Source organism: Paracoccus denitrificans, from assembly GCF_900100045.1.
GTDB lineage: Bacteria > Pseudomonadota > Alphaproteobacteria > Rhodobacterales > Rhodobacteraceae > Paracoccus > Paracoccus denitrificans.
Map to the genome: position 1 here is coordinate 17701 of NZ_FNEA01000043.1, position 10933 is coordinate 28633.

Sequence of the window (10933 nt, forward strand, 5' to 3'; positions counted from 1 at the left end):
AAAAAAGGCCCCAATCGGGACCCTTGGACGGATTCTGTATCTGAAAGTGGCGGAGGGAGTGTAACGAACACCGAACTCTCTCCGTTCTTGGCGGGTACAATTTTGATTGCTGGCACCTTTCCGCTTCGATAGCGTGTGAGCAGCCCAGAAATTGGGCGCGCACAGTTCGCGTGCGCGCAGGGCTGATCGGGAGCGCGACGTGGACAGGGACAAGGCGGAACTTCGCTGGGGGGTCGAACAGCGACTTGAGTTCATCGAGTTCCGCCTGTTCTGGGAGGGGCACGTCAATCGCATTGATGTGATGCAACAGTTCAGCGTCTCGGTGAACCAGGCCTCCTCGGACCTGAACCGCTACATCGCGCTGGCGCCGGACAACATGGTCTACGACAAGAGCGCGCGCACCTATGTCCGTGGCCCGGACTTCGACTGCAAGTTTCGCCAACCTGACGCAGCGCATTACCTCGCCCAGCTCCGCCTGGTTGCCGACGATGTGCTGGAGCGCGAAGATTGCTGGATCCCTGACCTGCCACCCTACGCATCCGCCCCGACGCCGGTTCGCGGCGTAGAGCCAGTGACACTTCGCTCGGTAGTCGGTGCCATCCGCTGCTCTGAAGCGATCGAGGTGAAGTATCAGTCCCTGTCCAGCCCGGAGCCGCGATGGCGCTGGATCGCGCCTCACGCCATCGCGTTTGACGGGTTCCGCTGGCACACACGGGCGTTCTGCCTAACCGATGACTGCTTCAAGGACTTCCTGCTCTCGCGGATGCTGGAGATCCGCGGATCGCATGAGAGCGAAGCGTCAGCCGACGAGGATCGCGACTGGCATTCCGAGGTCACTCTGGAAATCGGGCCCCACCCCGCCCTTTCCGAAACCCAGGCCAAGGTCATCGCGCTCGACTACGGGATGCGTGGCGGCAAGGCGAAGATCAAGGTCCGACGTGCCCTGTTGTACTACGCGCTGAGACGTCTCGGCCTCGACACTGATCCCGGCGCGAGGAAGCCACAAGACCAGCAGATCATACTTCTCAACAGGGAGGTCATTCATGAAGATCATGGATAGACTGTCCCGCATCTTCGGCAGTCGCGACCAGGCGACGAGCGAACCGGAAAGCCATGTTCTTGGCCCTTTCGAGATCCGGCTGATCGCCGAAGGGAAGCTCGAGCGGCTTGCCGATTTTGCGGCATCCTCCCGCCTCCACGCGGCCGACCCTAAGGGAGATACGCCGCTCCACCTTGCCGCGCGCATGGGCAATCTGGCCGTCTGCGATCTCTTCATTCGGTCGGGTGCCGACCCCGGTGCACTGAACCACGACCGACAGACACCTGCGGATGTGGCATTTGCCGAAGGTCACGGTCTCGCTGCGCAGCTTCTGTCTTCGCTTGTTGCGGGGTCTCCGGAGACGGAAACGGAGACGGTCGGCGAGCGCGAGGTTTCACTTGTGGTCGAGGATGTCGTCACCGGGCCCGATGGAGTTCCGGAGCATCGTGTTGCCGTTTCTCAGGAGACGGAGCCAACCGATAGGACCGACGACCTTGATGACCTGCTGACTTTCGAAGCTGAGGCAGAACCAGAGGAATTCTTCGATCAGTACGCGGGCGATACGGCATCGGGGACATTCGTAGCGCTCATCAGTTCGTCACCAGTGGTTTCGGATAACGAGGACGGGGATTGGGATCTCGACCTTTCAGCTGCGCCGATTGCTGGAGAAGGCATCGGCTCCAGCGCCGCGGTGACGGCCGATCATGGTGCAGAGAACGACTTCCTGAAAGTCCGGAACCGCGGCCGGCAATCGGTCAAACGCGCTGTCGTCCAGACCGGCACGCGGATGTCGATCGACCCGGAGCTCTGCTTCACCTGGGCAGAGGAGATTCTGGCAAAGGGTCGGTGCTCCCTCGACGATATCGACCGCCTGGTCGCCCATTGCGAAGGGAATGGTGATCTCGAGGAACTGCGAATCAATCTCCAACGCACCCTGGAAGCAGCGGGCTTCTATCTCACTCAGGCGACGGGCCATGATGCCGACCTCTGGGACGCCGTCTCGGACACATCGTCCGATGACCTTGCTGACGCGATAGAGGCAGCCCTTACGCGTCGGACGCGGCTTCCCGGCACACAGCGCTTCGTCATGGACAAATCAGAAGAGCGGCAGTTGCTGGAGCCCATGATGCGGGCCAAGCAGGAACTCCAGCTGGGCATCCTAGCCTCCGAGACCGCCGTCGAAACAATCTTGGACGTCATGGAGAGCATCCGCGACGGTTCGCGAGACCCCGGCTCGGTCTCCCTGAGAACGATCATTCCTTCACGCCCGGGCCATGCGGAGACGTCTGAAGTAATGGCCGCCGCGGACACCCTGAGGTCGTGGCACACTACTGGCCGGGTGATGGACGGCAAACGACGAAGAGAGGCGCTTGCTGCGCTCGAGGCATTGGATCTCTCGCTGGCGTTCCACAAAGAGTTGGTCCGCACACTCGAACAGCTCCCAGCGTGTCAAGCAGAGGCCAGTCAGCTGGAAGCAGAATTACTGCTCTCCGAATCTGCCACCGAGCACCTAATCCGCGAGCATCTGCCTTACGTCCGGCGGTTTGCCTCGCGGAATGTGGAGGAAGGCGAGGATCCAGAGGACGTGTTCCAGGTCGCGTTCATGGGTCTGCAGCGTTCCACAAGGCGATTTGATCCCGAGCGTGGTTATCGCTTCCTCATCTACGCCACTTACTGGATGCGACAGGCCATTACGCGATGGCGTTCTGATGAAGGCGCGGCGATCCGCATCCCCGTGCATCGGAACGAGAAGATCACCAAGCTCGATCGCGCCCTCGAGAGGCTGGACGTTCGGGTCGGTGGTGCCGTCTCCGACCTCGAACTCGCCAAAGAGCTCGAATGGACAATCGACGAGGTCACACAGTTCCGCAGCATCCCGCGTGAAGCCGAATATCCCGAAAGCCTTGACGACTGGGACGACCTGCTGCCCGAGCCGTCGGGAGTGGATGTCTTCGACGAGGCAGAAACCGAAAGGATCGTGACAGACGCACTGGCTGATCTGCCGGAACGTCAGGCTGATGTGATCCGGATGCGCTTTGGTATCGGGCGCGATTCCGACATGACCCTCGAGGAAATCGGTCAGATCTACGGCGTGACGCGCGAGCGCATTCGTCAGATTGAAGCGAAAGGCCTCGATCGTCTTTCCCATCCGGGCCGCAAGCGCCGGCTCCAAGAGTTGCTGGGGTTGTGACGGGATGGGTGTAAGAAATGCTCCTCCTCATGCCGGGTCGATGCTCGAGTCCCTTCGGGGACTCGGCTACGCGCCTCCCACCGCACTTGCCGATCTGGTCGACAATTCCATCGCCGCAAACGCGCGCGATGTCGCCGTTCATCTTGAGTGGGCCGGTCCAGAGAGCTGGGTAAGAATCGTCGATGACGGCGACGGCATGGACGACGCGGCTCTGGAGGCCGGCATGCGCCTTGGCGCTCGCGATCCGAGAGCTGAACGCGCCGCCACCGACCTCGGGCGCTTCGGGCTGGGCCTGAAGACGGCCAGCTTCTCTCAGGCTCGTCGCCTCACCGTCGCCAGTCGGAAGGGAGGTGGACCGGTCGTCTGCCTGCGTTGGGACCTCGATCTCATCGGTCAGGAACCCGGGGCCGATTGGCCGCTCTTCGAGGGACCGTCGCCGGGATCAGAGCATCTGCTCGCGCCGCTGGACCAGATGGCCCACGGCACCGTCGTACTCTGGGAGAAACTGGACCGTATCGTGACGGATGGCTTCGCGGCCACCGACATGATCGAGCTCGCGGATCGCGTGGAGGCGCATCTTGCGATGACCTTCCATCGCCTCATCGATGGCCAACTGCCCATGCTGCGCCTGTCGCTCAATGGCAGAGGATTGAAGCCTTGGGATCCGTACCTCATCGGTCATCCCGGCAAGGCGCTCGAAAGCCCCGAGTATCGGATCCTCCACACCACCGGTGTGACCGTGCAATGCCACGTCCTTCCGCATCGCGACATGCTCAAGCCTGCCGAGCAGGAAGCGGCGGCGGGGCCCGGAGGATGGACGCAGCAGGAGGGCTTCTACGTCTACCGCAACAAGCGTCTCCTTCTCGCTGGGGGTTGGCTTGGCCTCGGCGATGGCGGCAAGCCATGGCCGCGCGATGAGGCTCACAGGCTAGCTCGTATCCGGCTCGACATACCGAACAGCGCGGATGCCGATTGGAAGATCAATGTCCTGAAATCGACGGCCAGCCCCCCGGTGCGCTTGCGATCCCAGCTTCATCGTCTCGCAACAGAAACACGCGACACGGCGCGGCGGGTCTTCGCCCACCGGGGACACGTGACCCCGGCCTCAGGCACGCGCCCGAACACAGTCGCCGAAGCCTGGCAAGTGCGGCGTTCGGCACAAGGAACGTCTTACCGGATCGCTCGTGACCATGATCTTCTCGCCTCGATCCTCGATCGCGCCGGCCCACTCAAGCCCGACATCCTCGCTCTTCTGAGGCTGATCGAAGAGACAGTGCCCGTGCAGCGTATCTGGCTGGATACGGCGGAAGACAAGGAGACGCCGAGAACTGGTTTCACCGGAGCGGCCGAGAACGAGGTGATGGAGACCCTGTCCTCGATGTTTGAAGCACTGGTGAAGTTCCGCGGGCTCAGCCCGACCGAGGCGCGCGAGCGGCTCGGTCGTACGCCCCCATTCGACCGGCACCTCGACTTGGTTGCAGCCCTTGAAGCGAAAGACACGCAATGACGATTTCAAACCAGAAGGCCTTCGATTCAATCCTTTCCATGGCCCAGAATATGCTCCGCCTTGCTGCGGAACGCGCTCAGAGCCCTGTCACTCCGGAAATGATCGAGAAGGAGCTGACCAAGCTGTCGATCATGATGGAGGACGATTTCGCCCTTGTTGATCGGGACGCGCTCGTTGACGAACTGATCCGCCGGTCAAGCCGCACGGTGGGCGAGAACGCCACCCTGTCGAGCGGTGAGGACCATGTTGCCTGGCTTGATGCAGAAAGAAAGAAGGGCTGGACCTATTGGCAGCGCTACTCGGAGTACATGGAAGCGCGAATCCCCTGGACAGCCCTCGACGCGCTCGACGTCGCCACTGACGAAGTCCTCTCACAGCTCGAGGACCCGACCCGGGAAGGCGCGTGGGATCGTCGCGGACTGGTCGTCGGCCACGTTCAGTCGGGGAAGACAGGCAATTATACCGGACTGATCTGCAAGGCCGCCGACGCTGGATACAAGATCATCATCGTGCTCGCCGGCCTGCACAACAACCTCAGAGCACAGACCCAGATCCGCCTGGACGAGGGGTTTCTCGGTTTTGCCACCATCGCGGATGCTGACGAGCTCCCAGCAGTGGGGGTCGGATTGATCGACAAGGACATGTCGGTCCGTCCCAATGCTGCAACGAATCGGAGCGACAAGGGCGACTTCAACACGGCCGTTGCCGCGAAGATGAATATCAGCCCGGAACAGCGACCGTGGTTGTTCGTCGTCAAGAAGAACAAGACGGTGCTGGAGCGCCTGCTGCACTGGATCCGCAACCGAGTGGCCAATCACGTCGACCCCGAAACGGGTCGCAAACTCGTCACCAACCTGCCTCTCATGGTGATCGACGACGAGTCCGATCACGGATCGGTCGACACCGGTGAAGATGTCGTGGACGAGTTCGGCAACCCGGATCTCGAACACGAGCCCAAGACGATCAACAGGTTGATCCGGTCGATCCTCCACCATTTCTCGCGGAAGGCCTATGTCGGTTACACGGCGACACCCTTTGCAAACATCTTCATTCATGACCGCGGGGAGACTCAGGAGCACGGACCGGACCTCTTCCCCGCAGCCTTCATCACCAGCCTTGCGGCGCCATCGAATTATGTCGGACCGGGCCGTGTCTTCGGATCAGCTTCCAGCACGCCGGAAGACCTGCCTCTGGTGCGCCCGCTTTCGGACGATGAGTTCCAGCCGTGGATGCCGCCACGACACAAGAACGGTTACCGGCCGCGATGGCAGGGGGAGGACCGTGTGCCGGACTCGCTCGCAGAAGCGATCCGCTCCTTCGTCTATGCCTGTGCCGTGAGGAAGCTGCGTGGACAGGGCAGCAAACACTCCTCGATGCTCATCCACGTTACCCGCTTCACTTCGGTACAGAACGCTGTCGTCAACCAGGTCGCAGAGTACGTGCGAGATCTGAAGGGCCGCTACACCCGCGGCATCGAGCTCGACAACCTCGAGGCGTCAATGCGCACGGAGTATCAGGAAACCTTTCTGCCAGGGATGCAGCGTATCCGTTCCGCCCTCGTCGAAGGCGAAGCGCTGGAGGACTTCTCGTGGGCCGACATTCGCGCCGTCCTCCCCGACGTGCTGTCCGACATTCGCGTCCGCGAGATAAACGGCACGGCCAAGGACGCACTCGACTACGCCGAAAATGATGGCACCGGCCTCAAGGTGATTGCCATCGGTGGCGACAAGCTGGCGCGCGGTCTGACGCTGGAGGGTCTCTGCACAAGCTACTTCCTTCGGACCGCGCGCATGTACGACACGCTCATGCAGATGGGGCGCTGGTTCGGCTACCGCGACGGCTACCTCGATGTCTGCCGCCTCTACACGTCGCAGGAAATGGTGGAGTGGTTCGGCCATATCGCCGATGCCGCCGAAGAGTTGCGTCAGGAGTTCGACAACATGGTCGCGGCCGGCGCCACGCCAAAACAGTTCGGTCTGCGTGTGAAATCGCATTCGGTGCTGACGGTGACCTCTCGGGCCAAGATGAGAAACGCTCGAGCGATGCAGCTGACCTATTCGGGCGATCTTCTGCAGACTATCGTGTTCCCCAACCGCAAGGACGACATCACGGCGAACTTCAAGGCCACGGATCGGTTCATCAACGCACTCGGTCCATCGACGGATCTGAATGATCAGCATTTCGTTCCACAAGGTCAGAAGTGGAACGGTCACCTTTGGCGAGATGTGCCAGCCCTGAGCGTCATCTCGTTCCTGCGGGATTACAGAACCCACCCTGCCAGTTTCCGGATCATGAGTCCGCTGATTGCGGACTTCATCGAGGAGATGAACAAGGATAGCGAGCTTACGAGCTGGACAGTTGCGCTGATCGGAAAGGACGCGGGCCCGGACGACAAGTACCGTAAGGTCGGCGGCTCTTCGGTCAACATGCTGAAGCGGAGGAGAACGACCGAACATGCGGATCGTTATTCTATCAAGACCCTGATCTCGCCTCGCGATCAGGCCATCGATCTGACGGAAGCAGAATGGAAGGCTGCGCTCGGCCTCAGCCAGAAAACGTGGCGCAACGATACCGATCGCAACGAGGGCAAGGAGCCTCCGTCAGAGCCGAGAGGTCCGCAGATCCGTCACATTCTCGGGGAAGGAGACGCCGAAGCAGGCGTCCGGGCGCGCCGGGAGCGTGGTCTCCTGATGCTCTATCTGCTCGATCCCGAGGGTGCCGAGGTCGAAGAGCTAAAGGATGCCGATCCCGTCGTCGCCTGGGCAATCAGTTTTCCGTCAAGCAACTCCGAGAGAAGGGTCTCCAATTCGAGGTACATCGCCAACAGCGTACTGTGGGGAGGCCTCAATGAGTGGGTGGACTGAAGAGGGAATTGCGCGTGCCTGGCGAGCGCTCGCGCGCCAAGAAGCGGCGGAAGACTGGCGATTTGTCCACCTCACTGGGATGGGCGCCGTATCGGTTGAAGCAGGCTGTCACTTTCCGCTCGGTCGGGAAGCCTTGATCGTCTCCTTTCCCGGATCGTGGCCGGTCAATCCGGCGCGGCTGCCCGAAGGCAAGGGTTTCGACGTCTCCTGCATCGAGGGTCAAACCGTATTCGCGGGCAAGACGGCGATCGCCCTCGTGAGGCGGCCAGAGGGCTCACCCGACATCTTCGCCATAATGGTCGTGGATGTCTTGAGAACGCTGGAGACTGCAGCCAACAGCGCGAGCCGCGATGTTATGGAGGCCTTCCTCGAACGGGTCAGGGAGTGGCAGGCTTTCATGGCCCGAACGCACCGTCCTCTTTCGGCCGATGCGCAGATCGGCCTGCTCGGCGAACTCTGGATGCTCAGGCTGCTCACGGACACCTCCCTCGGAGCTGGTGCTCTCGACTGCTGGCAGGGGCCGTTGCGGGCTGCACAGGACTTCCACGTTCGGGGTGGCGCGATAGAGGTGAAGAGCACGGTCCGGACCGGCAGCTTCCTCGCGCGGATCAACAGCATCGAACAGCTGGATGGTGACCGGGCACCCAACTTCCTGTGCGCCTTTCGCTTCGAGGAGAATACCGATGGGATCTCGCTCGTCGGTCTTGTGACTGAACTCCGAGAGAGGTTCGGACTGGCCGGAGTGCAACGCGGGTTCGAAGCACTGCTCATGGTGATGGGGTACCTCGACGAGCATGCAGCGCTCTACGGGCGCACACTGACATTGAAGGACGCAAGGGCGTTCCGCGTGGAAGGTGACATGCCGCGTCTCACGCGCGCTGCGCTTCCAGCTGCCATCCGCTCAGCCGCCTATGTGCTCGACCTCGACGCGCTCGAAGTTCCCTCGATCGGACTTTCGGAGTTGATCAACGAATTTGGACTGGATTGATATGAGCCTAAATGATTTTCACCGCAACTTTCGTTCCGATCTGCAGACCATCATCGCCGAGCGCGTAGAAGCCGGCGAAGGCCCATTTCCTTCGGATGAGCTCGTTTTTGCGGAAATGGTCATGGAGCATGTCGCAGAAACCGGGATCTGCGAGGCACCAACCGTTTGCCACTGGAGCGGCAAGGTCGGCAACGCGAAACTCCGCATTACGGGCTATGCGCTCAGCTCTGATGAAACGGCTCTCGACCTCTTCGTGACCCACTATTTCGGGACCGAAGAACTGAACGATCTCAGGGACTCGGATGCCACCGCAACCGCAAGCGAAGGCGTTCGCTTTCTGTTTCGAGCGGCAAGCGGCAACCTCGATGCAAGGATCGATCCGACGCATCCGGTCAGGGATCTGGTTGCGACCATTCGTTCTCGCTGGGGCGACATCGACCGACTTCGTGTATTCGTGATCACGGATGGCAAGACCAAGACCAAGCGGTTCTCGAACAAAGAGGTTCACCAGAAGATGGTGGCCGTCGAGGCCATGGATATGGAGAGGCTGTTCCGCCACACCGAGGGCAAACCGCGAGACGAACTGGCCGTAAGTTTCGTCCAGTCGATTGGTCGGGCGCTTCCCTGCGTACATGTCCCAGACCCTGACGCTGACTACGAGTATGCCCTAACTGCCATTCCCGGGCAGCTCATTCGGGATCTCTATCTGCGCTACGGGACGACGCTGCTCGAAGCCAATATTCGCACCTTTCTGGGGAACAAGCGCGCGGTCAACAAGGGCATCGTCGAAACGCTGCGAAAGGAACCGGAGCACTTCCTCGCCTTCAACAATGGCCTCGTGCTTGTCTGCGACGAAGCGGCCTTCGAGCGGACCGAGGACGGGAATCTGGGCCTGTCCTTCCTGAAGGGTCTGCAGATCGTGAACGGCGGCCAGACGACCTCGACCATCTACTTCTCATCCCGCGATGATCGCACGATCGATCTCAGTCATGTCATGGTCCCGGCCAAGATCATCATCCTCAAGGGATCGCAGGACGAAGCGCGCGAGAGACTAATCAGCAACGTGTCACGGTATGCGAACAGTCAGAACGCGGTGAAAATGTCCGACTTGTCGGCGAACCGCCCGTTCCATCGAGAGCTTGAGAAACTCGCGAACGACACCTGGTGCCCTGACGGTGCAACGCGATGGTTCTACGAGCGTGCAGCTGGCGCCTACAACGTCATGCTGCTGAGGGAAGGCACCACGCCCGCGAAGAGGCGGAACCTGAAAGAGATGGTCCCGCCGAAACGCAAGCTGACCAAGAACGACATCGCGAAGTACCATGAAGCGTGGCGCGGCAAGCCGAACCAGGTCGCCATGGCTGGCGAGAAGAACTTCGCGGCCTTCATGGCTGCACTCGATGATGATCCGACCATTGTCCCGAGCCCGCTCGATGCCCGTTGGTATCGGGCGATGATCGCCAAGGTCATTCTGTTCAAGGCGATCGAGAGCATGATCAAGACGAAGGAGGCGAAAGAGGTGTTCCGCCAAGGATGGGTGAACATCGCAACCTACGTTGTGTCGGTGGTCGCGGATCGACTCGGCGACAGGCTGGACCTCGAGCAGATCTGGATGCGACAGGGTATTTCTGGCGGTCTGCGCGACCTGCTCTGGGACTGGGCCGTGGTCGTGAACGCCGAGTTCAACAGGATTGCCCCGGGCCAGCAGATTTCGGAAGTGGCGAAGCGTGCGGACACGTGGGCTAAAGTCAGAGCGGCGGACTACTCGCCTCATTCCTTGTCCATTCCTGAAATCAAGCAATAGAGATCATTTGGTCAGCACAGAAATGGCAAAAGTTCGAGACATCGGCGAGACACGGAAACGATCCGACGACATGATCCTAGTTGGGTACTTTCTTTCGCGTTGCACAGACTTTTCCGATGGCAAGGTGCCGAGGCCGCCTACCTCACTGGGCGTCGATAGTTGGAATGGTGCGTACGACCTGTTCTTTGACGCGCTTTCGGATGGTCGCTCTCAACAGCAGTTTCGCCATACGCTCAGGAATACGCGCGACATCTTTGACTCCCTTTTTGACAATGGTCGAAAGGGCTGGTCGGATGGTCAGAAGCGAGGGTCAGAGCTCAGCGAACGAGACCGCGCAGTTCACGAACAGTGGATACGGAACAGCGATGAAGATCTGTTCCGCAAGGTTCGTGAGTTTCTTGTAGAGCAGGGTCGACACCGAAATCCGGATTGGACCCGTGACGAGCTAGGGTCAGGATTCATAACCAATAAATGACGGTTGCCGCGAGCGCGATGGCCGAGAGGAAGACCTTCGGGCATCTGTCGTATCGGGTTGCCACG

General features: G+C 60.7%; 6 protein-coding genes and 1 pseudogene. 6 read left to right on the plus strand and 1 reads right to left on the minus strand.

Annotated features, from left to right (window positions below; all coding sequences use genetic code 11):
• Positions 1-199 precede the first annotated feature (199 nt).
• From BLT64_RS23520 to BLT64_RS23545, 6 genes are read left to right on the plus strand one after another with little or no spacing between them, the layout of a single operon-like run.
• The gene (locus BLT64_RS23520) at positions 200-1060 is read left to right on the plus strand and encodes a BrxR family helix-turn-helix transcriptional regulator (RefSeq protein WP_041530233.1); all 861 of its coding nucleotides are present in this window, start codon (positions 200-202) and stop codon (positions 1058-1060) included.
• Positions 1044-3230, plus strand: a complete 2187-nt coding sequence (locus BLT64_RS23525) for a sigma-70 family RNA polymerase sigma factor (RefSeq protein WP_011748373.1) — start codon at positions 1044-1046, stop codon at positions 3228-3230. Before BLT64_RS23520 ends, BLT64_RS23525 begins: the two co-directional genes overlap by 17 nt.
• A gap of 40 nt (positions 3231-3270) precedes the next feature.
• A complete protein-coding gene (locus tag BLT64_RS23530) occupies positions 3271-4737 on the plus strand; it encodes an ATP-binding protein (RefSeq protein WP_232290454.1) in 1467 nt (488 codons plus the stop codon).
• The gene (locus BLT64_RS23535; protein ID WP_011748375.1) at positions 4734-7601 is read left to right on the plus strand and encodes a Z1 domain-containing protein; all 2868 of its coding nucleotides are present in this window, start codon (positions 4734-4736) and stop codon (positions 7599-7601) included. The genes BLT64_RS23530 and BLT64_RS23535 overlap by 4 nt, the downstream gene beginning before the upstream one ends.
• Positions 7585-8589: a PD-(D/E)XK motif protein gene (locus tag BLT64_RS23540; RefSeq protein ID WP_011748376.1), complete on the plus strand. Its 1005-nt coding sequence runs from the start codon at positions 7585-7587 to the stop codon at positions 8587-8589. The genes BLT64_RS23535 and BLT64_RS23540 overlap by 17 nt, the downstream gene beginning before the upstream one ends.
• Complete coding sequence (locus BLT64_RS23545) at positions 8576-10393, plus strand: AIPR family protein (RefSeq protein WP_232290455.1); 1818 nt, start codon at positions 8576-8578, stop codon at positions 10391-10393. The genes BLT64_RS23540 and BLT64_RS23545 overlap by 14 nt, the downstream gene beginning before the upstream one ends.
• Positions 10394-10851: 458 nt before the next feature.
• Here the strand turns inward: BLT64_RS23545 and BLT64_RS26625 are convergent.
• A pseudogene (locus tag BLT64_RS26625) lies at positions 10852-10933 on the minus strand (IS5/IS1182 family transposase); the annotation flags it as partial.